At 68.3% G+C, this 24542-nt stretch carries 27 protein-coding genes and 2 tRNA genes; 15 read left to right on the top strand and 14 right to left on the bottom strand.

The window, feature by feature from the left end:
- The first annotated feature begins 21 nt into the window (after positions 1-21).
- The 5 genes from ACWAT3_RS02725 to ACWAT3_RS02705 all read left to right on the top strand — a co-directional run bounded on the left by ACWAT3_RS02725 (position 22) and on the right by ACWAT3_RS02705 (position 5755).
- Positions 22-1197 (top strand): cysteine desulfurase family protein, encoded by a 1176-nt coding sequence (locus ACWAT3_RS02725; RefSeq protein WP_460795668.1) that lies wholly within the window; start codon positions 22-24, stop codon positions 1195-1197.
- A gap of 9 nt (positions 1198-1206) precedes the next feature.
- Positions 1207-2304: a tRNA 2-thiouridine(34) synthase MnmA gene (mnmA, locus tag ACWAT3_RS02720; RefSeq protein WP_460795666.1), complete on the top strand. Its 1098-nt coding sequence runs from the start codon at positions 1207-1209 to the stop codon at positions 2302-2304.
- 139 nt (positions 2305-2443) lie between these two features.
- Complete coding sequence (gene ligA, locus ACWAT3_RS02715; RefSeq protein WP_460795664.1) at positions 2444-4759, top strand: NAD-dependent DNA ligase LigA; 2316 nt, start codon at positions 2444-2446, stop codon at positions 4757-4759.
- Positions 4756-5235 carry a hypothetical protein gene (locus tag ACWAT3_RS02710; RefSeq protein ID WP_460795663.1) on the top strand — a complete coding sequence of 160 codons (480 nt, stop codon included), beginning with the start codon at positions 4756-4758 and terminating at the stop codon, positions 5233-5235. Before ligA ends, ACWAT3_RS02710 begins: the two co-directional genes overlap by 4 nt.
- The gene (locus ACWAT3_RS02705; protein WP_460795661.1) at positions 5228-5755 is read left to right on the top strand and encodes an AAA family ATPase; all 528 of its coding nucleotides are present in this window, start codon (positions 5228-5230) and stop codon (positions 5753-5755) included. Before ACWAT3_RS02710 ends, ACWAT3_RS02705 begins: the two co-directional genes overlap by 8 nt.
- Before the next feature lie 6 nt (positions 5756-5761).
- Here ACWAT3_RS02705 and ACWAT3_RS02700 read toward each other — a convergent pair whose 3' ends face one another.
- The 3 genes from ACWAT3_RS02700 to ACWAT3_RS02690 form a co-directional block, all read right to left on the bottom strand.
- Positions 5762-6037, bottom strand: coding sequence for an acylphosphatase (locus tag ACWAT3_RS02700; protein WP_460795659.1), 276 nt, complete (start codon positions 6035-6037; stop codon positions 5762-5764).
- A gap of 165 nt (positions 6038-6202) precedes the next feature.
- Complete coding sequence (locus tag ACWAT3_RS02695; RefSeq protein ID WP_460795873.1) at positions 6203-8002, bottom strand: DEAD/DEAH box helicase; 1800 nt, start codon at positions 8000-8002, stop codon at positions 6203-6205.
- A gap of 66 nt (positions 8003-8068) precedes the next feature.
- Positions 8069-9769: a long-chain-fatty-acid--CoA ligase gene (locus ACWAT3_RS02690; protein ID WP_460795657.1), complete on the bottom strand. Its 1701-nt coding sequence runs from the start codon at positions 9767-9769 to the stop codon at positions 8069-8071.
- Positions 9770-9835: 66 nt separating this feature from the next.
- Here ACWAT3_RS02690 and gatC point away from each other — a divergent pair, with 66 nt between their 5' ends.
- The 6 genes from gatC to ACWAT3_RS02660 all read left to right on the top strand — a co-directional run bounded on the left by gatC (position 9836) and on the right by ACWAT3_RS02660 (position 15419).
- A complete protein-coding gene (gene gatC / locus ACWAT3_RS02685; RefSeq protein ID WP_460795656.1) occupies positions 9836-10135 on the top strand; it encodes an Asp-tRNA(Asn)/Glu-tRNA(Gln) amidotransferase subunit GatC in 300 nt (99 codons plus the stop codon).
- Positions 10132-11649, top strand: a complete 1518-nt coding sequence (gatA, locus tag ACWAT3_RS02680) for an Asp-tRNA(Asn)/Glu-tRNA(Gln) amidotransferase subunit GatA (RefSeq protein WP_460795654.1) — start codon at positions 10132-10134, stop codon at positions 11647-11649. Before gatC ends, gatA begins: the two co-directional genes overlap by 4 nt.
- Entirely contained in the window at positions 11649-13163 is a 1515-nt protein-coding gene (gene gatB / locus ACWAT3_RS02675; RefSeq protein ID WP_460795653.1) for an Asp-tRNA(Asn)/Glu-tRNA(Gln) amidotransferase subunit GatB, read from the top strand. Before gatA ends, gatB begins: the two co-directional genes overlap by 1 nt.
- A gap of 76 nt (positions 13164-13239) precedes the next feature.
- Positions 13240-14496, top strand: coding sequence for a DNA polymerase IV (gene dinB / locus ACWAT3_RS02670; protein WP_460795652.1), 1257 nt, complete (start codon positions 13240-13242; stop codon positions 14494-14496).
- Positions 14497-14533: 37 nt separating this feature from the next.
- Positions 14534-14851 (top strand): hypothetical protein, encoded by a 318-nt coding sequence (locus ACWAT3_RS02665; protein ID WP_460795650.1) that lies wholly within the window; start codon positions 14534-14536, stop codon positions 14849-14851.
- Complete coding sequence (locus ACWAT3_RS02660) at positions 14835-15419, top strand: nucleoside/nucleotide kinase family protein (protein WP_460795648.1); 585 nt, start codon at positions 14835-14837, stop codon at positions 15417-15419. Before ACWAT3_RS02665 ends, ACWAT3_RS02660 begins: the two co-directional genes overlap by 17 nt.
- A 9-nt stretch (positions 15420-15428) precedes the next feature.
- Here ACWAT3_RS02660 and ACWAT3_RS02655 read toward each other — a convergent pair whose 3' ends face one another.
- The 10 genes from ACWAT3_RS02655 to ACWAT3_RS02610 all read right to left on the bottom strand — a co-directional run bounded on the left by ACWAT3_RS02655 (position 15429) and on the right by ACWAT3_RS02610 (position 20084).
- On the bottom strand, positions 15429-15926 hold the full coding sequence (locus tag ACWAT3_RS02655; RefSeq protein ID WP_460795647.1) for a DUF2017 family protein: 498 nt from the start codon (positions 15924-15926) through the stop codon (positions 15429-15431).
- Complete coding sequence (gene clpS, locus ACWAT3_RS02650) at positions 15923-16219, bottom strand: ATP-dependent Clp protease adapter ClpS (RefSeq protein WP_460795645.1); 297 nt, start codon at positions 16217-16219, stop codon at positions 15923-15925. The genes ACWAT3_RS02655 and clpS overlap by 4 nt, the downstream gene beginning before the upstream one ends.
- Positions 16216-16563, bottom strand: a complete 348-nt coding sequence (locus ACWAT3_RS02645; RefSeq protein ID WP_460795644.1) for a metallopeptidase family protein — start codon at positions 16561-16563, stop codon at positions 16216-16218. Before ACWAT3_RS02645 ends, clpS begins: the two co-directional genes overlap by 4 nt.
- A 28-nt stretch (positions 16564-16591) precedes the next feature.
- Positions 16592-17218, bottom strand: coding sequence for a LysE family translocator (locus ACWAT3_RS02640; RefSeq protein WP_460795642.1), 627 nt, complete (start codon positions 17216-17218; stop codon positions 16592-16594).
- Between the two features lie 53 nt (positions 17219-17271).
- Positions 17272-18315, bottom strand: coding sequence for an NAD(P)-dependent alcohol dehydrogenase (locus ACWAT3_RS02635; protein ID WP_460795640.1), 1044 nt, complete (start codon positions 18313-18315; stop codon positions 17272-17274).
- 108 nt (positions 18316-18423) lie between these two features.
- Positions 18424-18499, bottom strand: a tRNA-His gene (locus ACWAT3_RS02630).
- A 69-nt stretch (positions 18500-18568) separates the two neighbouring features.
- Positions 18569-19195: an oligoribonuclease gene (gene orn / locus ACWAT3_RS02625; RefSeq protein WP_460795638.1), complete on the bottom strand. Its 627-nt coding sequence runs from the start codon at positions 19193-19195 to the stop codon at positions 18569-18571.
- Between the two features lie 28 nt (positions 19196-19223).
- Positions 19224-19298, bottom strand: a tRNA-Arg gene (locus tag ACWAT3_RS02620).
- Positions 19289-19801 (bottom strand): hypothetical protein, encoded by a 513-nt coding sequence (locus ACWAT3_RS02615; RefSeq protein ID WP_460795636.1) that lies wholly within the window; start codon positions 19799-19801, stop codon positions 19289-19291. The genes ACWAT3_RS02620 and ACWAT3_RS02615 overlap by 10 nt, the downstream gene beginning before the upstream one ends.
- Before the next feature lie 10 nt (positions 19802-19811).
- Positions 19812-20084, bottom strand: a complete 273-nt coding sequence (locus ACWAT3_RS02610) for a hypothetical protein (RefSeq protein WP_460795634.1) — start codon at positions 20082-20084, stop codon at positions 19812-19814.
- 217 nt (positions 20085-20301) lie between these two features.
- Here ACWAT3_RS02610 and ACWAT3_RS02605 point away from each other — a divergent pair, with 217 nt between their 5' ends.
- From ACWAT3_RS02605 to ACWAT3_RS02590, 4 genes are all read left to right on the top strand, one after another.
- Positions 20302-20817 carry a single-stranded DNA-binding protein gene (locus tag ACWAT3_RS02605; protein WP_460795633.1) on the top strand — a complete coding sequence of 172 codons (516 nt, stop codon included), beginning with the start codon at positions 20302-20304 and terminating at the stop codon, positions 20815-20817.
- A gap of 44 nt (positions 20818-20861) precedes the next feature.
- Positions 20862-21374: a DUF6993 domain-containing protein gene (locus ACWAT3_RS02600; protein WP_460795631.1), complete on the top strand. Its 513-nt coding sequence runs from the start codon at positions 20862-20864 to the stop codon at positions 21372-21374.
- Between the two features lie 73 nt (positions 21375-21447).
- Positions 21448-23127, top strand: a complete 1680-nt coding sequence (gene ettA / locus ACWAT3_RS02595) for an energy-dependent translational throttle protein EttA (protein WP_460795630.1) — start codon at positions 21448-21450, stop codon at positions 23125-23127.
- Positions 23120-23590 carry an acyl-CoA thioesterase gene (locus ACWAT3_RS02590; protein ID WP_460795628.1) on the top strand — a complete coding sequence of 157 codons (471 nt, stop codon included), beginning with the start codon at positions 23120-23122 and terminating at the stop codon, positions 23588-23590. Before ettA ends, ACWAT3_RS02590 begins: the two co-directional genes overlap by 8 nt.
- 24 nt (positions 23591-23614) lie before the next feature.
- Here the strand turns inward: ACWAT3_RS02590 and ACWAT3_RS02585 are convergent, their stop codons facing one another.
- Positions 23615-24511, bottom strand: a complete 897-nt coding sequence (locus ACWAT3_RS02585; protein WP_460795627.1) for an acyl-CoA thioesterase — start codon at positions 24509-24511, stop codon at positions 23615-23617.
- Positions 24512-24542 lie beyond the last annotated feature (31 nt).

Genomic DNA, 24542 nt, shown 5'->3' with positions numbered 1-24542 from the left:
CGGACAGGGGAGAATCGACGTATGCGTCACTACCTCGATCACGCGGCGACGACCCCGCTGCGCCCGGAATCCCGGGATGCCTGGGTGCAGGCGACGACGGTCATCGGCAACGCCGCATCGACGCACGGCGCCGGTCAGGATGCGCGGCGCCTGCTCGAGGAATCCCGTGAGCGCATCGCCGCCGTGCTCGATTGCGACCCGATCGAGGTGGTGCTCACGTCCGGCGGAACCGAGTCGATCAACACCGCGCTTCGGGGCCTCTGGGTCTCCCGTCCGCAGGGGACGGGAGCGATCGTGCTGCCGGATGCCGAGCATCATGCGACCGTCGACACGGTCGCCGCTCTCGTGCGCGAAGGCGCCGCCGTCCGCGTCGTCGGGGTGACGGACCACGCCCGCATCGATCCCGCCGCGTTCGCGTCGGCGCTGCCCGGTGCCGCGCTGGCGACCGCGCTGATCGCGAACAACGAGTCGGGGACTCTCAACGATGCTGCGGCCCTGTCGCGATCAGCCGGACACGCGCTGGTGCCGCTGCATCTCGATGCGGTCGCGGCGCTCGGGCACATCCCGTTGTCGTTCCGCGGACTCCGCGGCGAGGCGCCGGCGGGATCAGGGCTCGCGGCCATGAGCATCGCCGGGCACAAGATCGGCGCCCCCGTCGGAGTCGGGGCTCTCGTGGTGGCGCGCACCGCGCGGATGACAGCGCTGATGCACGGCGGGGCGCAGCAGCGCGGTCTCCGCGCCGGTACGCAGGACATCGCGGGTGCCGCGGCCCTCGCCGTCGCGCTCGAGCGCGCCGAAGCCGAGCGGGAGGCCGAATCGCTGCGCCTGGGCGTGCTCAGGGACCGGCTCGTCTCCGGCATCCTGCAGCGCGTTCCCCACGCCGTGCTGCTGGGCGACCCGGTCGACAGGCTGCCAGGCAACGCGCACGTGCTGTTCCCCGCCGCCGTGGGAGAGAGCCTGCTTTTCCTGCTGGACGTCGCCGGGATCGCGGCATCCACCGGATCCGCGTGCCAGGCCGGCGTCGCCGAGCCGTCGCACGTCGTGATGGCGATGGGGCGCAGCGAGCAGGATGCGCGAAGCGTGCTGCGCTTCACGCTCGGCCGCACGTCCTCCGACGAGGACGTGGACGCCGTGCTGTCGGTGATCGCCGACGTGTACGCGCGGGCATCCGGGTCCCGGCCAGGCAGCGGCTCGTAGACTGGTCTCATGCGAATTCTGGCGGCCATGAGCGGTGGCGTTGACTCGGCCGTCGCTGCGGCCAGGGCTGTGGAGGCGGGCCACGAGGTCGTCGGTGTGCACCTGGCGCTCTCTCGAGCCGGAGGTACCCTGCGCACCGGCAGCCGCGGCTGCTGCACGATCGAGGACGCGATGGACGCGCGCCGCGCCGCCGATCGCCTGGGCATCCCGTTCTACGTGTGGGACTTCTCCGAGCGCTTCCGCGACGACGTGATCGACGACTTCATCAGCGAGTATCAGGCCGGGCGGACGCCGAACCCCTGCATGCGCTGCAATGAGAAGATCAAGTTCGCGGCCCTCCTGGAGCGCGCGCTCGAGCTCGGCTTCGACGCCGTCTGCACCGGGCACTACGCGACGCTCGTCCCGACCGAGGCCGGGTTGGAGCTGCACAGAGCATCGGACAACGCGAAGGACCAGTCGTATGTGCTGGGTGTCCTGACCTCCGAGCAGCTGGCGCACACCTACTTCCCGCTGGGGTCGACGCCGTCCAAGGCGCTCGTACGCGCCGAGGCCGCCGAACGAGGCCTCAGCGTGGCGCAGAAGCCGGACAGCCACGACATCTGCTTCATCCCCGACGGCGACACGCGCGGATGGCTGGCGGAGAAGGTCGGCACGGCGACGGGCGAGATCGTCGACCGCACCGGCGCCGTCGTCGGCTCGCATGAAGGAGCGCACGGCTACACGGTCGGCCAGCGGCGAGGGCTTCACCTGGGCGTGCCGGCCCCGGACGGCAAGCCGCGGTTCGTGCTCGAAGTGCGTCCGGTCTCGAACACGGTCGTGGTCGGCCCGAAGGAGGCTCTCGCGATCGCGGAGATCTCGGGGGAGCGGTTCAGCTGGGCAGGGGCCGCGCCGACGGATGCCGAGTTCGCGTGCGAGGTGCAGATCAGAGCGCACGCGGAGCCGGTTGCCGCTGTCGCCTCCGTGTCGGATGCCGCTGTCCGCGTGGTGCCCTCGGTGCCGCTGGACGGCGTGGCCCCTGGTCAGACCGCTGTGCTCTACGTCGGCACGCGTGTGCTCGGGCAGTTCACGATCGACACGACGGTCTCGGCGGTGCCGGTCGGGGTGTGACGGCCGAGGTCCCCGCATCCTGCAGGGGATTCGCGGACATGCGAGGCGCATATTGCCGGTCAGCTCCTGCAGAACGCGGAATCTCCTGCAGGATGCAAATCGCTCCGGTGATGTCGTACGCCGCTCGTAGACTGACGGGGTGCCGGAGAACATCTCGCTGGAAGACGCCCGCCTCGAAGCCGAAGAGCTGACCACCCGCATCCTCGAGGCGAAGGACGCGTACTACGGTCGTGACACGTCGGTCGTCGACGATGCGACCTATGACGCCTGGATGCGCCGTCTCGAGGAACTCGAGCGACTGCATCCCGAACTGCAGGGCCAGGATTCGCCGACGCAGATGGTCGGCGCGGCGGAGGCCACCGGGCTCGCGACGATCGAGCACGCCGAGCGGATGCTGAGCCTCGACAACGTCTTCTCCGTCGACGAGCTGCGGGACTGGGCCGCGAAGACGCAGTCGTCCGCTGGACGGGCGGTGGCGTGGCTCACCGAGCTGAAGATCGATGGTCTGGCGATCAACCTGCGCTACGAGAACGGAGTGCTGACCTCCGCGGCGACACGCGGCGACGGACGCGTGGGCGAGATCGTCACCGAGAACGCGCTGCGGCTGCCCGAGATCCCGCTGCGCCTGAGCGGAGAAGGTCACCCTGAGATCGTCGAGGTGCGCGGCGAGGTGTTCATCCCGGTGGCGGCGTTCGAACGGCTCAATGCGGCGCAGGCCGCGTTCCGTGATCGCGCATACGCCGAAGCCCTGGCGCGCTGGCAGAGCCGTGGCGGAGCCAAGAAGCCCTTCGAGGAGGAGAAGGCGCGCACCGCGGCTGCGAGGCGGTTCCCGTCGTTCGCGAATCCGCGCAACGCCGCCAGCGGCGGCCTGCGTCAGCAGCTCGACAAGAAGGACGGGCTGGAGCTCGAGGCCGCGCTCCTGCGCATCGAGTCCCTGGCGATGTACGTGCACGGCATCGGTGCCTGGCAGAACCCTCCCGTTGCCGCGCAGAGCGAGGTGTACGAGCTGCTGTCGAGCTGGGGTCTGCCGACCAGCCCCCATACCAAGGTCTGCGAGGGCATCGACGACGTCGTCGCCTTCGTCGAGCACTTCGGCGAGCATCGGCAAGACATCGAGCACGAGCTCGACGGCATCGTCGTCAAGGTCGACGAACTCGCACTGCACGACGAACTCGGCATGACCAGTCGCGCGCCGCGATGGGCGATCGCCTACAAGTACCCGCCCGAGGAGGTGCAGACGACCCTGCTCGACATCGTGGTGTCCGTCGGCCGCACCGGGCGCGCGACGCCGTTCGCCGTCATGGAACCGGCGCACGTCGCCGGTTCCGTGGTGCGCCAGGCGACGCTGCACAACAAGGACGTCGTCAAGGCGAAGGGCGTGTTGATCGGCGACACCGTGGTCCTGCGCAAGGCCGGGGACGTCATCCCCGAGGTGCTGGGGCCGGTGGCCGAGAAGCGCGACGGCAGCGAACGCGAGTTCGTGATGCCCGTCGGGTGCCCGGAATGCGGCACGCCGCTGCGCCCGATGAAGGAGGGCGACATCGATCTGCGGTGCCCGAATGCGCGTTCGTGTCCCGCGCAGGTCCGGGGCCGCGTCGAGCACATCGGTTCTCGCGGCGCCCTGGATATCGAGGTGCTCGGCGAGGTGACAGCCGCGGCGCTCACGCAGGCGGCGCCCCCCGCGCTGCCCCCGCTGGACACCGAGGCAGGGCTGTTCTCCCTGGTACTCGACGACCTCGTGCCGATCTCGGTCGTGGTCCGCGATGGCGAGACCGGATTGCCCAAGCAGGATGACGACGGCATCGTCAAGACACGAGCGCCCTTCCGACGCAATCCGACCGCCGCCGAGAAGAAGAACGGGATCAACGCAGCGCAGCCGTCGGCGGCTGCCGTGAAGCTGCTGGCCGAACTTGAGAAGGCGAAGACGAAGGAGCTGTGGCGGCTGCTCGTCTCGTTGAACATCCGGCACGTGGGTCCGGTTGCGGCGCGCGCGCTCGCGCAGTGGTTCGGCTCGCTCGACGCGATCCGTGCGGCATCCCGTGACGAGCTGGCCGCCGTCGAAGGCGTCGGTGGAATCATCGCTGATTCGCTCCTGGACTGGTTCGAGGTCGACTGGCACCGCGAGATCGTCGAGCAGTGGACCGCTGCAGGCGTGCAGTGGGCGACACCGGGGCACCCTGGGCCAGGAGCCGCGGTAAGCGAGGGCGGCGTGCTCGACGGCCTCACGATCGTCGCGACCGGCAGCCTCGACGGCTATACCCGCGACGGAGCCCAGGAGGCGATCATCCAGGCCGGTGGCAAGGCCGCCTCGAGCGTGTCGAAGAAGACGGATTTCGTAGCGGCGGGGCCCGGGGCCGGATCCAAGCTCGCCAAGGCCGAGGAGCTCGGCATCCGGATTCTGGATGCCGCGCAGTTCCACGTCCTCGTCACGGAGGGGCCGGACGCGCTCGCATGAAGCGCTACGGCCCTCTGATCGCCGTGGAGGGAACACTGGCCGTCGGAGACCCAGGGAGGCATCACGTGCGCCTGACCCCTGACGCGGTGGTCATCCGCAACGGCGGCACCGGACGGGGACTCTTCTCCTGGGACGATGTCGAGCGCGTGACGTTGAACGTTCCGACGACCAGGTTCCGGCTGCCCGGTCTCGTGAGCACGGTGGCGATCGGGGCGCTCACCGTGGTCACCGCCGACATGATCGACCTGGATCCCGATGACGGTTCGCTGGAGATCGTCGCGAACGGCACGACCGAGACGCGTCCACTGAGCAGGCATCATGTCGGCGGCTACTGGGCACCCACGGTCACGGGAACGCATCGTCTGCTGGCGCACCTCATCGAATCGCCTTCGCAGCGGACATTGCTGGCGCATCCCGAGTCGCTCATCGATGTCGCGGCGAAGCTCGCCCGATCGGTCGCGGATGCCGATGGCTGACCGCCTCATCGTGCTCAACGGCATGGCCGGAGCGGGAAAGACGACGCTCGCCCGCCCGTTGGCGCGCGAGCTCAGTGTCCCGATGGTCTCGAAGGACGCGATCGAGGAAGCGCTCGGCGAGGCCGTGGAGGCCGCTCTGCCGACGCGCGCGGTCGGTGCGCTGGCCGCCGATGCGCTCTGGCGGATCGTCGGAATGCTGGACGGCGCGGTGCTGGTCGAGTCCGTTTGGCTCGCCGGGCGCGACGAGTCGTGGTTCCGCCGCGGGTGGGAGTCGGCCGGTGCCCCGGTCGGGGTGGAGGTCTGGTGCGAGGCCCCGCGGGAGCTCCTGCGCGAGCGATACCTGACGCGGGCAAGGCACGCCGTCCACGATGATCAGGCCCGCATCGCCGAGTGGGATGCGGCGGCAGCTGCTGCCCGGCCGATGACCGGATTCCCCGTGATCCGTGTGAATACCGCGCGGCCGGTCGATGTCCAGGGTCTCGCCGCGGTCATCGCCGCGCGGACGTTCGCGTCGATCTGATCGTCGTCACCGCGTCGGTCGGATCTCGAACCCGTCGAAGGCATGCTCCGGGATCTCGGTGACCTCGAGATCGTCGATCCGTGCCGAACGCGGTCCTCTGCTCATGGCGTCGAGCATGCCGTCGATCTTCAGCGCCTCGCCGTGCAGCTCTGCCTCGACGGACCCGTCGTGACGGTTCCGCACCCATCCGGCGATGCCGCCGGCCGCAGCGAGGTCGTTCACGAACCAGCGGTAGCCGACGCCCTGCACGCGCCCGGTGACGCGCACGCGGATCGAGGTCATGTCAGCGCTCGCACGTGGCGGAGCTCATGCAGGTCGCGTCCTCGACGCGAGCCCACTTCACCGTCACCATGACGCCACGGTAGCCGATCGCGGGACGTGCGCTGCGCGGTGAGACCGACCCCGCCGGTTCGGCCTCACCGCGCAGACGACTTCTCGCGCGTGGGGTCAGCCCTTGTGACGCGGCTTGCGGTATGGCCTCTCGTCCCGGTCGCCGCGCGCGGGACGACTGTCGTGCCGGTCGTCGTCGCGCGGGCGACGTGCACCGCCGCCGCGCGGTCCGCGGTCCGGCTTGATCTCGATGAGTCGACCCGAGATGCGCGTGTCGCGGAGCTTGTCGAGCACCGAGGCAGCCAGATTCGCGGGCAGCTCGACGATCGAGAAGTCCGGGTTGATCTTGATGGCGCCGAAGTCGTCGCGACCGAGGCCGCCCTCGTTGGCGAGAGCGCCGACGATCTGGCGCGGCTCCACACGGTGACGACGTCCGACCTCGATGCGGTACGCGGCGTAGTCGCCGCGTCCACGACGTTCGGTGCGGGGCGCGCGGTCCCCGCGCTCACCGCGGGATCCGGACTCGCGCGGCGGACGGTTGTCAGCGGCGACCGCGCGGGCGAGCGGGTCGTTCTGCGGGTCCAGCAGCAGTGGAGTCTCGCCCTGAGCGACAACCGCCAACGCGGCGGCCACATCGCCCTCGGGGACGTCGTGGTTGCGCACGTAGTGCGCGACGATGTCGCGGAACGCCTCGATGCGGCTCGTCTCACTCAGCGCGGTCGTAATGGCATCGTCGAAGCGCGCGAGGCGGGTCGTGTTGATGTCCTCGGTGCTGGGCAACTGCATCTGGGTGGGCTGCTGGCGCGTCGCCTTCTCGATCGACTTGAGCAGGTAGCGCTCGCGCGGGGTGATGAAGCTGATCGCGTCTCCCGACCGACCGGCGCGGCCGGTGCGGCCGATGCGGTGCACGTACGACTCGGTGTCGGTGGGGATATCGAAGTTGATCACGTGGCTGATGCGCTCGACGTCCAGACCGCGAGCGGCGACATCCGTGGCGACGAGGATGTCGAGCTTGCCGTCCTTGAGCTGGTTCACGCTGCGTTCGCGCTGCACCTGGGGGACGTCTCCGTTGATGGCGGCCGCCGAGTACCCGCGGGCGCGCAGCTTCTCCGCCAGCGTCTCCGTCTCGTTCTTGGTGCGGACGAATACGATCATCCCGTCGAAGTTCTCGACCTCGAGGATGCGGGTGAGCGCATCCACCTTCTGCTGGTAGGAGACGACCAGGTAGCGCTGCGTGATGTTCGTGTTGGTCGCCGTCTTCGACTTGACGGTGATCTCCTCGGCATCCCGCAGGTACTGCTGAGCGAGCCGACGGATCTGCGCAGGCATGGTCGCCGAGAACAGGGCGACCTGCTTCTCCTCCGGAGTCTGCGCGAGTATCTGCTCGACGTCCTCGGCGAAGCCCATCTTGAGCATCTCGTCGGCCTCGTCGAGCACGAGGTACTTCAGCTCGGAGAGGTCGAGCGTCCCCTTGGCCAGGTGGTCCATGATGCGCCCTGGCGTGCCGACCACGACGTGGACGCCGCGGCGGAGCGCCGACAGCTGGACGCCGTAGCCCTGTCCGCCGTATACGGGGAGGACGTGCACGCCCTTCATCTTGGAGGCGTACGACTCGAATGCCTCGCAGACCTGCAGTGCGAGCTCGCGGGTCGGCGCGAGCACCAGGGCCTGCGGGGTCTTCTGCGACACATCAAGGCGCTCGAGCACGGGCAGGGCGAACGCGGCCGTCTTCCCGGTTCCGGTCTGGGCCATACCGACGACATCGCGTCCGCTCAGCAGGGTCGGGATGGTCTCGGCCTGGATCGGCGAAGGGGTCTCGTATCCGAGATCTCGGATGGCTTTGAGAACGGGCCCGGTGATGCCGAGCTCCTCGAATCCGGGGGTAGCGGGGGATTCCTCAGGGGCGTCGGTCAGCACTGCATCTTCAGGGGTCACTTCCTAAAGGTAGCGCCCCCGGGCCCCTCGTGTCTGTGAGGTCGTCGGTCAGGACCCGTTCGTCAAGGCGACGAGCTTGTCCTTGACCTCGCGGCGCAGGACCTTGCCGATGAGCGATTTGGGCAGCTCGTCGACGACGAACACGCGCCGCGGAACCTTGTAGGGCGTCAGGATGCCGCGGGCGAACTCTCGGATCGACTCGACGTCGACATCGGAATCGCCGTCGACGACGACGGCTGCGACGACCTCCTCGCCGGAGTGCTCGCTGGGAAGCCCGATGACCGCGGCATCCGACACCACGGGATGCTGACGCAGCGCGTTCTCGACCTCGGTCGGGGCGACGTTGAACCCGCCGGTGATGATGAGCTCCTTGATGCGGTCAACGATCCGGACGAAGCCGGCGTCGTCGATCGTCACGATGTCGCCGGTGCGGTACCAGCCGTCGACGAACGCGTCATCCGTGGCCTCGGGCTTGCCGTAGTAGCCGGAGAACACCTGCGGACCGCGGACTACAAGCTCGCCTGCGGAGCCGGGGGCGACGTCCTTGGTGGGCTCCTCCGGGTCGACGACCCGGCATTCGGTTCCGGGCAGGGGGAGTCCGACCGTCCCGGGGACACGGCTGTCGGCCACGGGGTTCGCCATGAGCACCGGCGAGCACTCGCTGAGCCCGTACCCTTCGACCAGGTAGCCGCCGGTGGCCTCCTCGAACGGCACGACCAGTTCGTGCGGCAGGGCCATCGCTCCGGAGATCGCGACATCGATCCCGTCCAACGAGACGCCCTTCGACTTCGCAGCGGCGAGCAGTCGATCGGCGATCGGCGGCACGAGCGGCAGGAACGTCGCCGGATGCTTCTTCACGACGTCGAGGACGAGGTCGGGATCGAACTTCGGGAACAGCACGAGACGGGCGCCCATCGACATCGCGAAGGTCAGGCACAGGGTCAGGCCGTAGGCGTGGAACATCGGCAGCACGGCGTACACCACGCATCCGTTGCCGCGCTCGATCGAGGGCACCCATGCCTGCGACTGCGCCGCGTTGGCGAGCAGATTGCGGTGCGTGAGCGCCGCGCCCTTCGGTGTTCCGGTCGTGCCTGACGTGTACTGGATGATCGCCAGATCGTCGGTCTGCGGCTTCGGGTGCGAGGCGGGCAGAGGCTCGGCGCCCACGACGCGTTCCCACGGGATTGTGCCGCGCACCTTCTCCGTCAGCGCGGCACGGGACTCACGGGCCTTCGCGATCGGGAGGTTCAGAGCGAGCTGCGTGAGCTTCGGCATCCCCTTGGTGACATCGACCGAGATGAGCGTCGTGACGGCGAGATCGGCCGGAAAGTCCTGCACTGTCCCGACGACCTTGTTCCACACGATCGCGTGGGCGGCGCCGTGATCCTCGAACTGCTTGCGCAGCTCGCGCGGCGTGTAGAGCGGATTGTGCTCGACGACGACGGCCCCGACGCGCAGGACGGCGTAGAAGGCGACGATGTGCTGCGGGCAGTTCGGCAGCACGATCGCGACCGGGTCGCCGGCCTTCACACCGAGGGCGCGCAGCCCGCCGGCGGCCCGGTCGATCGCGGTCTGGAGCTCGGCGTAGGTCGTCTCGCGCCCGAAGAACTGCAGCGCAGGGGCCTGCGGGTAGTCGCGAGCGGATGCCGCGACGATGTCGATGAGGGAGCCCTGAACCGGTGCGAGGTCTTCGGGGACACCGGCGGCGTAGCTGGCGACCCAGGGACGAGGGGGATCGAACGTCGTCATGGGCAACAGCCTATGGGGGACGCGAGAGGTCACGGGGGAGCGGCGGCTGCGAACTAGACTGGTCGGGTGTCTGAAATCACCCCCGAACTCGTACGCCATCTCGGCGTGCTCGCGCGCATCCAGCTGAACGACGATGAGGTGACGCGGCTCACGGGCCAGCTCGACGCCATCGTCGACAACATCGCGAAGGTCTCGGAAGTCGCCACCGCGGACGTCGCGGCGACGAGCCACCCGATCCCGCTCGCGAACGTCTTCCGTCCCGATGAGGTCGGTCAGACGCTGACGCACGAGCAGGTGCTGCAGAACGCACCGGATGCCGCCGACGGACGCTTCCGCGTCACCGCGATCCTGGGAGAAGAGCAGTGAGCGACATCATCCGCTGGACCGCGGCCGAACTCGCGGACAAGTTGACGGCCGGTGAGGTCTCCAGCCGTGAGGCGACCCAGGCGCACCTCGACCGCATCACCGCTGTCGACGGCGACGTGCATGCCTTCCTGCACGTGAACGAGGGCGCACTGGCCGCCGCCGACCGGATCGATGCGGCGCGCGCCGAAGGCTCGCAGCTGCACCCGCTCGCAGGCGTCCCTCTCGCGATCAAGGACGTCCTCGTCACGACGGATCAGCCCACCACGAGCGGCTCCAAGATCCTCGAGGGCTACCTGTCCCCGTACGACGCCACCGTCGTCGCCCGGTCGCGCGCCGCTGGGCTCGTGCCGCTGGGCAAGACGAACATGGATGAGTTCGCGATGGGCTCCTCCACCGAGCACTCGGCATACGGTCCGACGCGCAACCCGTGGGATCTCGACCGGATCCCCGGCGGGTCCGGCGGTGGATCCGCTGCCGCGGTCGCCGCGTTCGAGGCTCCGCTCGCGCTCGGCTCCGACACCGGCGGATCGATCCGCCAGCCCGCGCACGTCACCGGCACGGTCGGCATCAAGCCCACCTACGGCGGCGTCAGCCGCTACGGCGCGATCGCGCTGGCGTCGAGCCTGGACCAGGTCGGTCCCGTCACCCGCACTGTGCTGGATGCCGGACTCCTGCACGACGTCATCGGCGGGCACGACCCGAAGGACTCGACGTCCCTCACCGACGCGTGGCCGTCGTTCGCCGACGCCGCCCGTGACGGCGCGCGCGGAGACGTGCTCAAGGGCCTCAAGGTGGGTGTCATCAAGGAGCTGCCCGACACCGGCTTCCAGCCCGGTGTCGCCGCATCCTTCCGCGAATCGCTCGCACTGCTCGAGGCCAACGGCGCCGAGATCGTCGAGATCTCCACACCGCACTTCGAGTACGGTGTCGCCGCGTACTACCTGATCCTGCCGGCCGAGGCATCCAGCAACCTGGCGAAGTTCGACTCGGTCCGCTTCGGACTGCGCGTGACGCCCGAGGGCGGCGCGACGGTCGAGGATGTCATGTCAGCGACGCGCGAAGCCGGCTTCGGCGACGAGGTCAAGCGCCGCATCATCCTGGGCACGTACGCGCTCTCCGCCGGGTACTACGACGCGTACTACGGCAGCGCGCAGAAGGTGCGCACCCTGATCCAGCAGGATTTCGCGAACGCCTTCGCCGAGGTCGACGTCATCGCCACACCGACCGCGCCGACCACGGCGTTCAAGATCGGCGAGCGCATCGACGACCCGCTGCAGATGTACCTCAACGACATCACGACGATCCCGGCGAACCTCGCCGGCGTCCCCGGCATCTCGATCCCCTCAGGGCTCGCCGCCGAGGACGGGCTGCCCGTCGGCATCCAGTTCCTGGCTCCGGCGCATGAGGATGCGCGTCTGTACCGCGTGGGCGCCGCGCTCGAGACCGCACTCGTCGACTCGTGGGGTGCACCGCTGCTGACCAGAGCCCCGCAGCTCGAGGGAGGGAACCGCTGATGGCCGCCGCCGCTCTGATGGACTTCGACAAGGCACTGGAACTGTTCGAGCCGGTGCTCGGCTTCGAGGTGCACGTCGAGCTCAACACCGAGACCAAGATGTTCTCGGATGCTCCGAACCCGGCCAACGAGAAGTACCACGCGTCCGAGCCGAACACGCTCATCGCTCCGGTCGATCTCGGCCTTCCGGGTTCACTGCCCGTCGTCAACGCGACGGCGATCCGCTCGTCGATCAGCCTCGGGCTCGCGCTCGGCTGCTCGATCGCCGAGTCCAGCCGGTTCGCGCGGAAGAACTACTTCTACCCCGACCTCGGCAAGAACTACCAGATCTCCCAGTACGACGAGCCGATCGCGTACGAGGGCTCGGTCGAGGTGGAGCTCGAGGACGGCACGCTCATCACGGTGCCGATCGAGCGCGCGCACATGGAAGAGGATGCCGGAAAGCTCACCCACATGGGCGGAGCGACCGGACGCATCCAGGGCGCCGAGTACTCGCTGGTCGACTACAACCGCGCGGGTGTTCCGCTCGTCGAGATCGTCACGAAGCCGATCTTCGGTGCCGAGCATCGAGCACCGGAGATCGCGAAGGCGTACGTCGCCGCGATCCGCGACATCGTCCGCGGCCTCGGCATCTCCGAGGCTCGGCTGGAGCGCGGCAACCTGCGCTGCGACGCGAACGTCTCCCTGCGTCCTCGTGGCCAGGAGAAGCTCGGCACGCGCACCGAGACCAAGAACGTCAACTCGATGCGCTCCGTCGAGCGCGCGGTGCGCTACGAGATCCAGCGTCAGGCCGCGATCCTCGCCGACGGCGGCACGATCATTCAGGAGACCAGGCACTGGCACGAGGACACCGGCACCACCTCGCCAGGGCGACCGAAGTCGGATGCCGACGACTACCGGTACTTCCCCGAACCGGATCTGCTTCCCGTTCAGCCTGCGGCTGAGCTGATCGAGGAGCTGCGCGCGGCACTGCCCGAACAGCCCGTCGCCCGTCGTCGACGTCTGATGACCGAATGGGGCTTCACAGACCTGGAGTTCCAGGACGTGCGCAACGGCGGTCTGCTCGATGTCGTGGAGGCCACGATCGCGGCTGGCGCCGCACCCGCCGCCGCACGCAAGTGGTGGACGGGTGAGATCTCGCGACAGGCGAATGCCGCGGAGAAGGATTCGACCGAGCTGATCAGCCCCGAGAACGTGGCGGCGCTGCAGAAGCTCGTCGACGCGGGCACGCTGACCGACAAACTCGCGCGCCAGGTGCTCGAGGGCGTCATCGCCGGCGAGGGGACGCCGCAGGAGGTCGTCGATTCCCGCGGGCTCGCGGTCGTCTCGGATGACGGCGCGCTCATCGCGGCGATCGACGAGGCGCTGGCCGCGCAGCCGGACGTCATGGCGAAGATCAAGGACGGCAAGGTTCAGGCCGCCGGCGCGGTCATCGGAGCCGTCATGAAGGCGATGAAGGGCCAGGCGGATGCCGCGCGCGTGCGCGAGCTGATCCTGGAGCGCGCCGCCCAGTAGTCGTTCCGTCGGCATGGCGCGCAGGCGCCATGCCGACGGATCATCCAATGTCGGTGGTGTCGGCGAGAATGGACGCATGGGGCGCGGAGATGGTTCGGGTCGCATCATCTCGCCCGAAGGCGCGGATGATGCGGGTACGCGCATTCTGCACGTCGACATGGACGCGTTCTACGCCGCGGTCGCGGTTCTCGACGACCCCTCGCTGCGCGGCCTGCCGCTGATCATCGGCGCCCCCGACGGCCGGTCGGTCGTCTCCAGCGCGTCGTACGAGGCACGCCGATACGGCGTCCGCGCCGCCATGCCCGTGTCCCAGGCCGTGCGACTGTGTCCGACCGCGCGCATCGTCCTGCCCGACTTCCGCCGCTACCAGGAGATCTCCCGTCAGGTGATGACGATCTTCGAGTCGTTCACGCCGTTGGTCGAGCCGCTGTCGGTCGATGAGGCGTTCCTCGACGTGCAGGGCGTGCGGCGTCTGTGGGGGAGTCCAGGGCGGATCGCACAGCTGGTGCGCGAGCGCGTGCTCGGCGAGGTCGGCATCACCTGCAGCGTGGGTGTGGCGGCGACCAAGCACGTCGCCAAGATGGCGTCGACGCTGTCCAAGCCGGATGGGCTGCTCATCGTCGCCGCGGCGGACACGCTGGACTTCCTCGCGCCGCGCCCTGTGCGGGCGATGTGGGGCGTCGGGCCGAAGGCGGCCGAGGCGCTGGAGGCTCGCGGCATCCGGACGATCCGCGACATCAGGGAGTCGTCTTCGGAGATGCTCGAGCGCGCGGTGGGCCCTGCGCTCGGTCATCGACTCGCAGAACTCGCCCTTGGCGAGGATCCCCGCGGTGTCGAGACCACGCGCGTCGAGAAGAGCGTGGGGCACGAGGAGACCTTCGACGTCGACATCACCGATCGGGAGATGCTCCGATCCGAGCTGCTGCGGTTGTCTGATCGGGTGGCCGCCCGGCTGCGACGCGCCGAATGGGAGACGCGGACGGTCGCGATCAAGATCCGCTTCGATGACTTCACGACCGTGAATCGCTCGCAGACGCTGGCGGAGCCGACCGCGGTGGGGCAGCGCATCGGAACGGCCGCGCAGGAGCTCTTCGAGCAGATCGACCGTCGCGGTCCGGTCCGCCTGGTGGGAGTGCGGGCAGAGAAGCTCCAGCCCGCAGGCGGCGGTGCGTTCGCGTTGTGGGACGACGATGAGGACTGGCGGCGCGTCGAGGGCGCGCTCGACAGTGCACGGGCTCGCTTCGGCAACAGCACCATCACCCGCGCCCGGCATCTCGGCCGAGGGGACGGGCGCGGTGCGCCCCGGCATCCGAAGGCGCACGGAACCGATTGACGGCGCGGCGAGCGTCCGAGTGGACTAGCGTTGACGCATGCCGAACATCGCAGTGGAACTTGGGAAGCTGGCCGCCGACTTCGGCGTGAAGAGCGCATACGGCGAGCCGCAGGACGTCGACGGTGCGAGCATCACGCCCGTCGCACTCACCGTGACCGGCTTCGGGGCCGGAACGGCGGAGGCTGGCGAGGGCGGCGGGGGATACGGCGTGTCCGTCCCGCTCGGCGTCTATGTGCGTCGCGAGGAGGGACTGCGGTTCGAGCCGAACCTCATCCCGCTGATCGTCGTCGCGATCCCGTTCGTGTGGGTCGCCGGACGTGCGCTCTCGCGTGTCATCCGTGCCCTCAAGAAGTAGCTCCGCTCAGGTCACAGCAGCGCTGGATGCCGCGGCGACTCGCGTCACAGAGGCGATCTCCGCGGTTTCCGCCGCCAACCCGGTCGTCCTGATCGACGGACGAAGCGGCGCGGGCAAGACGACGCTCGCCCGCCTCATCGCGGAGCGATGGCCGCTGACGGGACGTCCTCAACTGATCGCGATGGATTCGCTCTATCCCGGCTGGGACGGGCTGGATGCCGGAACGCAGCGCGCGCTCGACGAGATCCTGCGGCCTCATGGCCGCGGACGCATCGGAACCTGGCGTCGCTGGGACTGGGAGCGCGGAGCGGATGCCGAGAGCCATGCCGTTGATCCGGCTCTCGGGATCATCCTCGAGGGGTGCGGAACGATCACTCCGCAGACCGCACGGATCGCGGACGTGCGCGTGTGGGTGGAGTCGCCCGATGCGACGCGGAAGACGCGAGCGCTGCAACGGGACGGCGATGCGTTCCGGCCGCACTGGGAGCAGTGGGCAGCGCAGGAGCTGACCCATCTCGAGAGGGATGACCCGCGCGGACTCGCGAACGTCCAGGTGCAGGTCCCGTAGAAGGCGTCGTCAGCCGAGTTCGTCTGCGGACTGAATCAGTCCCTCCAGGCGATAGCCGAGCCAGTCGTACACGCCGCGGCGAGGATCATCCTCGTCGAGTGCGTCCTCGTCGACGATCCCGAGCCGGGTCGCGAGGACGAGCCGCAGAGCCGTGAGCGTGCGCAGCCACGCGTCGAATTCGGCATCCGGGATCAGGACCGCGAGAGTGCCGGGCGCCACCTGCTCGTCGAACAGGTCGTGTCCCGCATCGAAGTCCGCGAGAGCCGAACGGACGATCGCAGCCTCGGCCAGCCGTCGATCGAGCAGATCGTCCCGGGTGGCGTCTGTGAAGGCCCGTGATGCTCCGGCATCCTCCGGGTACGCGTCGGGTGCGAGCCGTGCCACAGCCGGATCGTCCGTCTGCTCGGTCGCGTCGGTTCTGAGCATGTCCTGGAACTCGTCGAGGAGATGCGCGAGATGAAGCCCCTCGATCGCGGCGAGATCGAGCCGGACGGAGCGTGCGGTCACTGCGGAGCCTTCCGGACGGTGGCCCACAGGCCGTAGTCGTGCATCGCCTGTGCGTGCACCTCCATGGTCTCCCGCGGACCCGTGGCGACGATCGCGTGCCCGTCGTGGTGGACGGAGAGCATCAGTTGGGTTGCGCGGTCCTGCGAGTAGCCGAAGTACGTGCGGAACACGCGCACGACGTAGCTCATGAGGTTGACCGGGTCGTTCCACACGACGACCTGCCACGGTTCCAGCGGAGCCGCTGAGAGGTCGAGGGTCTTTTCGATATCCGGCGTCGCGATGGGGGAGGTCATGCCCACCCCAACTCGTGGAGCTGGTCGTCGTCGATGCCGTAGAAGTGCGCGATCTCGTGGACCAGGGTCGTATGGACCTCGTCGCGCAGGTCATCCTCCGTGTCGCACTGCTCGAGGTGGGGGTCGCGGTACACGATGATGCGATCGGGCAGTTCGCCCATTCCGTACTGGCCGCGCTCGGTGAGGGCGAGGCCGTCGTAGAGGCCGAGAAGGTCGAGACTGCCGTCCTCCGGACGGTCTTCGACGACGAAGACCACGTTGTCGAGGCCCTCGACCATCTCGTCCGGCAGCAGATCCAGCTCGTCGACGACGAGCTGCTCGAAGGTCGCGGCATCCATTTCCATCGTGGTCAAGACTACGGGTGCACCGGGGTCAGTGGACGAACAGCAGCAGGCCGGCGACGGCGAGGAAGAGCGCACCGAAGACGATGTTCAGGGTGCGCTGGCCTCGCGGGGTGCGGGTGAGCCGTCGGAAGGGCCCCGCGGCCGCGGCGAAGAAGAACCACATCACGATCACGTCGACGACCACGACGGTCGTGATGAGGATCAGGTACTGCGGAAGCGCAGGCTGATCGAGGCGGATGAACTGCGGGATGAACGCGAGGAAGAAGACGATGGCCTTGGGATTGAGCAGATTCACCCAGAACCCGCGGCGCACCATGGACCAGGTGCTCTCGCGCACGCGCGGCAGTTGCTCGGCATCCGCCTGCGGGGTCGGCTTCGCGAGGATCATCCGGATGCCGAGGTACACGAGATAGGCCGCCCCGGCATACCGCACGATGTCGAACAGCAGGGGAGAGCGGGCGACGAGCAGACCGACGCCCGCGGCGACGATCACGACGTGCACGACGAGTGCGAGCTGCTGGCCGATCACTCCCCAGATGGCGCGCCGCCACCCCTCGTTCAGCGCGTTCGACATCGTGTTGATGGCGCCGGCGCCCGGCGTGAAGCTGATGACGACCGACGCTGCGAGCAGGGAGAGCCAGACGGTCAGCGACACCCGCCGATTCTATGGCGCGACGCCGGCGCTCTCCGAACCGGACGCGAGGCGGCTCAGGCGTGCGGTGTGACCACCGCGCGCCCGCTGAGCTTGCCGTCGTGCAGGTCGTGGTAGGCCTGCAGCGCCTGGTCCATCGAGTACGTCTTCACCTGAGGAGTGATCTTGCCGGCGCGATACAGCTCGACGACCTCGTAGAGCTCCTCGATCGTGCCCCAGTACGTGTTGGTGAGTTCGGCCTCATACGGGTTCGCGTAGAAGTTCCAGTCGACGGGACCGCCGGCGACGCCGACGACCGTGATCCGGCCGCGGCGGGCGATCACCTGCTGCGCCAGTCGGATGGTCGGCGTGATGCCGACGAAGTCGAACACCGCGTCGACGCCCTGACCGCCGGTCGCCTCGCGGATGCGCTCCGCCTGGCCCTCGCCGCCGGCGATCGTCACCGCGCCGGACTTCTCGGCCTCGGCCATGGCCTCGGGCTTCATGTCGGTGGCGTACACGGTCGCACCGGTGATCGCCGTGAGGATCTGGACCGCGATCTGGCCGAGTCCGCCGAGGCCGATCACGAGAGCGGACTTGCCACCGCCGGAGAGCTTCGGGAGGGCCAGCTTGATGGCGTGATACGGGGTGAGTCCGGCATCCGAGAGCGGAGCGGCGACGACCGGATCGGCGTCGCCCAGCGGCACGAGGTTGCGAGCGGGCACCGTCATGTACTCCGCCATGCCGCCGTCGCGACCGAGCCCGGTGGCCAGGTACGGCTGCGTGGCGGCGTTGTAGCAGTAGGTGTCCTGTCCCCGCGAGCAGGCCGGGCAGTGACCGCATCCGATGGGTCCGTAGGACAGGAAGGCGTCTCCGATGGAGAGGCCGGTCACGCCGTCGCCGAGTTCTTCGATCCAGCCCGAGTTCTCGTGTCCGAGCGTGTAGCTCGGGGCGAGCTGCTCACCCATGCTCTCGTCGAACTGCTCGAAGACGGCGACGTCGGAGTGGCACGCGCCTGCGCCTGCGATCTTGAGGAGCACCTCGCCGGGGCCTGGCGTGGGACGGGGCACGTCGTCGATGGTGGGGAAGGTCTTCCAGGCGGTGAATCGGACGGCTTTCACAATGCACTCCTCAGCATCGGCGACAACTGTCCGACAATCCTATCGACGGCCGGAAACGAGATCGAGGTGCTCGCACCCGACTGGATCGGACGCGAACACCTCGATGATTGGGGTGGCTAACGGGGCTCGAACCCGCGACCCCCGCGACCACAACGCGGTGCTCTACCAACTGAGCTATAGCCACCATGCGCCTGCTGTCAGCAGGCAACCAGACGATTCTAATACACGTCTGAGGCTGCGAATGACACCCGGGTCAGATGTCGTTCGCGAACGTCGACACCGTGGCCGTGGAGATGATGCGCGCTTCGTCGCTGGACGGACCGGGCTCGGGCACGAAGACCGCCGACCGGTAGTAGCGCAGCTCCCGAATGGACTCCAGGATGTCGGCGAGCGCACGATGTCCGCCGTCCTTCGCTGGAGCTTGGAAGAACACGCGCGGGTACCAGCGACGCGACAGCTCCTTGATGCTGGACACGTCGACGTTGCGGTAGTGCAGCCACTGATCGATCTGTGGCATGTACTTCGCGAGGAACATCCGGTCGGTGCCGATGGTGTTGCCGGCGAGCGGCGCCTTGCGCTCGAGCGGGACGAAGCGCTTGATGTAGGCGAGCGTCTGAGCTTCGGCTTCGGCCAGGCTCACACCGCCGGGAATCTCGTCGATCAGGCCAGACGAGCGGTGCATGTTCGTCACGAAGTCGTTCATGTGGTCCAACGCGGCATCGCTCGGCTTGATCACGACCTGGAAGCCGGGATCGAGCGGCCTCAACTCGAAATCGGTGATGACGACCGCGATCTCGACGAGCTCGTCGATCGCGAGATCGAGCCCTGTCATCTCGCAGTCGATCCAGACGAGTCGATCGTTCTCAGACGCAGTTGCCATACAGGCATCCTAATGAGCGCGCAGACATTGGCCCCCCAGGCAGGATTCGAACCTGCGACCGGCGACTTAGAAGATCGATGCTCTTCCGCTGAGCTACTGAGGGTCGTCCATAAGCCTACCGACATCCCGCTCGTTGTTCAGGCGCTCGGCCTGTGCCGCCCGCCTTGCCTGCGCGTACTCGCGTCGACGTTCTCGGCACGCATCGCAGGGGCAACCGTGGCGAACTCTTGCGCCGCCTCCGTGCGGAACTCGCCGTCGCCGATCATCGGTGGTCATCGTGGGCGCTGACAACGACCCGGCCGACAGCCGATAGTTGAGGTGATTCGCGCGTCTGGCGCCGCGGCGGCGGTGGCAATTCGCGCAGACGACCTCGCACTTGTCGATCTCCTGCCGGATGAGCTTCCACGACCGCGTCGAACCTCCGACCGCGCGTCCGATCTCGAAACTCTTCGTGAAGCCAGGCAGATGATCGAAATCGAGCACGACAGGGTCGGATTCACCGCAGTCGGCACATGGATGCGCTGCCAGGTAGGCGATCAGGTGGACGAAGCTGCGGTATCTGTGGCGCGCCTGCAGCTCTCGCTGGTGATCAGGGTCAGTCGCCATCAGGCGCGCCTCATCGGAGATAGCGCAGCGTCTGGACGGCCTCGTCGGCCGTCCAGAATTCGCCGATGAGTCGGAAGGCTCCGGATGCGAGGTGCAGACGCTCGGCTCGGTAGCGAAGGCCGAGCGGTTCGGCCGCGATGCGGAGATGACCGAGGATGCGCCCGGCGGCGTCCTGCACGCGCCACAGGTGATCGCTCGCTCTGACGAGTCGCTCGCGGTCGGAAGCAAGCGTCGGGGTGGCGTAGGGGATGTCGGGAAGGGCGGTGATCGTGGTGTCGTGCATCGGTATCTCCTTTCGGTTCGAACATATGACCGACCTCCGACATCGACCTCGGCTCGCGCTGCCACGCGGTCGCGCAGTCGCCCTGCACATCCGCAGTGATCTGTTCGTTTCTCCACCGTTCCCGGGGACCGGCCCCGATCGCGTGCGCAGACGTCCGGCTGACGCGGCACGCTGTTGCGCAGCCGGGCTCGACCCGGGTTTCTTTGAGGAGCAGGCGATGAACGACACCATCACGATCATGGGATTCATCGGAAACGACCCCGGCGGCAACACCACGGCGACCGGCGTGCCCGTCGTGAACTTCCGCGTCGGGAGCAGCCAGAGTCGTTACGACGCGAAATCGCAGACGTGGATCGACACAGGCACGAACTGGTACAACGTCTCGGCCTATCGGCAGCTCGCGGTCCAGGCGCGCGCGTCGCTGCAGAAGGGCCACCCGGTCATCGTGACGGGTCGGCTCCGCGTCAGGGACTGGGACAACGGCACGGCTCGCGGCACGAGTCTCGACATCGATGCGGAGGCAATCGGTCACGATCTGCGCTGGGGGACCAGCGCGTTCGCCCGCAACCGGCCGGCGGTCTCGCGCACGACGGGCGCCGAGACGGCCGATTCGACGCCGGCCGATCGTGATCCCGCGTCCGAGTCCGACCTGGACGAGGAAACCGCGCGGGAGGAGGAAACCGCGGTCGTCGACCCTTCGTGGGAGCTCGAGTCGACCCACAGTGCCGCCTGACATCGTTCACGGGGTCGGCGATGCACGCACCCTAGACTCGAAGCGTGCCTCGCCGACCTGTCGTTCCCGCCGTGCGTGCATTCGCGTTCTCCGTCGCAGCATTGTGCGCGATCGCTCTCGTCGCCTGCACGCCGCAGCCGACGAACCCCGTGCCATCGGCTCCGTCGGAATCCACGACGACCAGCCCCGACGCGACGGCGCAGCCCACGGACCCCGCGGGACCGGTGCTCCTTCCCGAGGGAACGGCCGCCGACAATCTTCCGCTGTTCGCGGCAGTCACAGCCGCAGTCGCGGGCTCCGAGCAGGCGAACCAGGGGCGCGCGTACATCGACGCGCTCGTCGCGGCGGGATTCGACAAGGCGGCGATGCAGGTCACCGCGGACGAGACCACCGTCGGCAACCCCGTCGAGAGCCTGCAGTTCTCGGTCCGGTGGGGGGAAGCGGAATGCCTGATCGGTCAGGTGGGTCCGTCGACCGGCCAGCCGGTGACGACGGTGACGGATCAGCTCGCCGAGGGGCGCTGCCTGATCGGCGCGACCCGTCCGATCGACTGGTGACCGGAATCCGCACCGCACGCAGCCGGTAGGCTGGAGTGTCGATTCACGACGCCAACAGAAGGAGCGGTTTTCCGTGGCAGAGTACATCTACTCGATGGTCCGTGCACGCAAGGCAGTGGGCGACAAGCTCATCCTCGACGACGTCACCATGGCGTTCCTCCCCGGCGCGAAGATCGGCATGGTCGGCCCGAACGGCGCCGGTAAGTCGACGATCCTGAAGATCATGGCCGGTCTCGACACGCCGTCCAACGGTGAGGCCAAGCTCAGCCCAGGGTTCTCCGTCGGCATCCTGATGCAGGAGCCGGAGCTGGACGAGTCGAAGACCGTTCTCGAGAACATCCAGGACGGCATTGCGATCAAGGCCAAGGTCGACCGGTTCAACGAGATCTCGGCGCAGATGGCCGACCCCGACGCGGACTTCGACACGCTGCTCGCCGAGATGGGCACGCTGCAGGAGGAGATCGACGCAGCCGACGGCTGGGATCTCGACTCCCAGCTCGAGCAGGCGATGGATGCGCTGCGCACCCCGCCGGCGGATGCCGAGATCGCCCCGCTCTCGGGTGGTGAGCGCCGTCGCGTCGCCCTGGCGAAGCTGCTGCTCCAGAAGCCCGATCTGCTGCTGCTCGACGAGCCCACCAACCACCTGGACGCCGAGAGCGTGCTGTGGCTCGAGCAGCACCTCCAGGCCTACAAGGGCGCGGTCATCGCGATCACCCACGACCGGTACTTCCTCGACCACGTCGCCGAGTGGATCGCCGAGGTAGACCGCGGACGCCTGATCGGGTACGAGGGCAACTACTCCACGTACCTGGAGAAGAAGGGCGAACGCCTCGAAATCCAGGGCAAGAAGGACGCCAAGCTTGCCAAGCGCCTCAAGGAGGAGCTCGAGTGGGTCCGCTCCAGCGCGAAGGGCCGTCAGACCAAGTCGAAGGCGCGTCTGGCCCGCTACGAGGAGATGGCGACCGAGGCCGAGCGCACCAGGAAGCTCGACTTCGAGGAGATCCAGATCCCGGCGGGCCCGCGCCTCGGCAGCGTCGTCATCGAGGCGAAGAAGCTGCAGAAGGGCTTCGGCGACCGCACGCTCATCGACGGCCTCAGCTTCAGCCTGCCGCCGAACGGCATCGTCGGCGTGATCGGCCCCAACGGCGTCGGTAAGACGACGCTGTTCAAGACGATCGTCGGCCTCGAGCCGCTCGACGGCGGCGACTTGAAGGTCGGAGAGACGGTCAAGATCAGCTACGTCGACCAGTCGCGCTCCAGCATCGACCCGAACAAGACGCTCTGGGAAGTCGTCTCCGACGGCCTCGACATCATCACGGTCGGCAAGACCGAGATCCCCTCGCGGGCATACGTGTCGAAGTTCGGGTTCAAGGGTCCGGACCAGCAGAAGAAGGCCGGCGTGCTCTCCGGCGGTGAGCGCAACCGACTGAACCTCGCGCTGACGCTCAAGGAGGGCGGCAACCTGCTGCTTCTCGATGAGCCGACCAACGACCTCGACGTCGAAACCCTCAGCTCGCTCGAGAACGCCCTGCTCGAGTTCCCCGGTTGCGCCGTGGTCATCACGCACGACCGGTGGTTCCTCGACCGCATCGCGACGCACATCCTCGCGTACGAGGGCACGGACGAGAACCCGGCCCAGTGGTACTGGTTCGAGGGCAACTTCGAGGCGTACGAGGCGAACAAGATCGAGCGCCTCGGTCCTGACGCCGCGCGTCCGCACCGCACCACGCACCGCAAGCTCACGCGTGACTAGGCTGCACATCCCCATCCATCTGCGGTGGGGCGATCTCGACGCGTTCAACCACGTCAACAACACCTCGATGCTCAAGCTCCTCGAGGAGGCGCGCGTGCGTGCCTTCTGGAAGCCGGGGCCGGGGGAGCAGGCACCGTCGACCGCGGTGCTCGATTCCGGAATCGAGCAGGGCGTCCTCACGCTCATCGCTCGGCAGGAGATCGAGTACCTCGCGCCGGTGCCGTACCAGCGGCATCCGCTCGAAGTGCAGATGTGGTTCGGCAAGCTCGGCGGGTCGAGCGTGGAGGTCTGCTACGAAGTGCACAACGATCCCGCCTCCGAAGAGCGCGTGATCTATGCGCGCTCCACGGCGGTGATCGTGCTCGTCGATGCGCGGACAGGACGTCCCACGCGCATCACCCCCGAGATGCGGACGGCGTGGGAGCCGTACATCGGCGACCCGATCGTCTACGCGCACCGCTGAGCGCCCCTGACGCCCTGCAGGCGCTCAGCGCCGGGCGTCGCCGTCCGGCACGCGGATCATGATCTCCTGCGCGACACTCGCGACCAGGGCGCCGGCACGCGTGTAGATGCGTCCCGACGCGAGTCCGCGGCCGCCACGGGCGTTCGGCGACTCCTGCACGTACAGCAGCCACTGATCGGCGCGGGCGGGTCGATGCCACCACATCGCGTGGTCGAGGCTGGCGACCTTGAGCCCGGAGAGCGCCCACGAGACGCCGTGCGCGCGCAGGATCGACTCCTGGATCGTCATGTCGCTGAGATACGCCAGCGCGGCGCGATGCAGACGCTCGTCATCCGGCATCTGCGCCCTGATCCGCATCCAGACCGCCTGATGAGGACGGTGCTCGCCCTCGACGGTGAGATAGATCGGGCCTTCGACGTGACGCACGTCGGCCGGTCGATCCCGCAGCATCCGCATCGACAGCGGATGCACGCCGGTGACGAGCTCCTCGTCCGGTGCGACGTCCTCGGGGGCGGGCAGACCGGACGGCAGGGGAGCGGCGTGCTCGACCCCGGGGCTCTCGTCCTGGAAGGACGCGATCATCGAGAAGATCGGCACCCCGTTCTGGTACGCCTGGGAGCGCCGTGTCGAGAAGGAACGACCGTCATGGATCCGATCGACAGCGATCGTCAAGCCCTGCGAGGCATCCCCCGGACGAAGGAAGTACCCGTGCATCGAGTGCACCGCGCGCTCGGGCGGCATCGTGCGCTCAGCGGCGATGAGCGACTGCGCCAGCACCTGACCACCGTAGATGCGACCCGTCGGCATGGCGTGCGAGCGACCGGTGAAGATGTCCTCGGTCGTACGCGCCGAGCTCTCGTCCAGATCGAGTACATCCAGCAGCAGTTCGACGGATGCCTCGGCGCGTGTGTCTTCGCTCATGACAGTCCTCCCCGCGGCCGGGCGCCGCACC

It is taken from the genome of Microbacterium sp. GXF0217 (assembly GCF_054798195.1).
This window is presented reverse-complemented; position numbering and strand designations above follow the sequence as displayed.